Source organism: Mesorhizobium sp. M7A.F.Ca.CA.001.08.2.1 (assembly GCF_003998455.1).
GTDB classification, from domain to species: domain Bacteria; phylum Pseudomonadota; class Alphaproteobacteria; order Rhizobiales; family Rhizobiaceae; genus Mesorhizobium; species Mesorhizobium ciceri.
This window is the reverse complement of the sequence record NZ_RZPW01001428.1, coordinates 1-537: the sequence shown is the minus strand read 5'-3', so window position 1 is coordinate 537 and position 537 is coordinate 1. Positions and strand designations below refer to the sequence as shown.

The window sequence follows — 537 nt, the reverse complement described above, 5'->3', positions numbered from 1 at the left end:
GATCAAGACGGGTGGGGACATGAGCGCCGCGATCGTTGCCCAGTCGATCGGCGGCGGCGGCGGCAACGGCGGAGCGACCAATGGCGCGACGGCCGATCTCGGTACAGAAAACGGCGTCAACGTCGCCGTCAACGTTGGTGTCGGCGGGGCGGGTGGCACAGGCAACAAGTCCGGTGCCGTGGATGTTACGAATTCCGCCAATTTGACCACCGACGGCGACTATTCGTCCGGCATTGTTGCCCAATCGATCGGCGGCGGTGGCGGCATGGGCGGTGCGACAAACACGCAGGCCTTCCACGTCGGCGGCACCGCCGGCACGAGCGTTACCGCAAATGTCAGCATCGGCGGCAATGGCGGCGAAGGCAACGATGCCGCCTGTGCCGCGGACGCCGGTGGCAATGCCACTTGTTTCGATGGCAAGGTCGGTGTCGCAGTCGATAATTCGGGCGAGATCCGCACAAGCGGGTTCAACTCGGTCGGCATCCTCGCCATGTCCATCGGCGGCGGTGGCGGCATGGGCGGTGCGACAAACACGCA

General features: G+C 65.5%; 1 pseudogene. It reads left to right on the top strand.

Annotated elements, in window-relative coordinates:
- Positions 1-19 precede the first annotated feature (19 nt).
- Positions 20-537, top strand: a pseudogene (locus tag EN914_RS37800) (hypothetical protein); the annotation flags it as partial.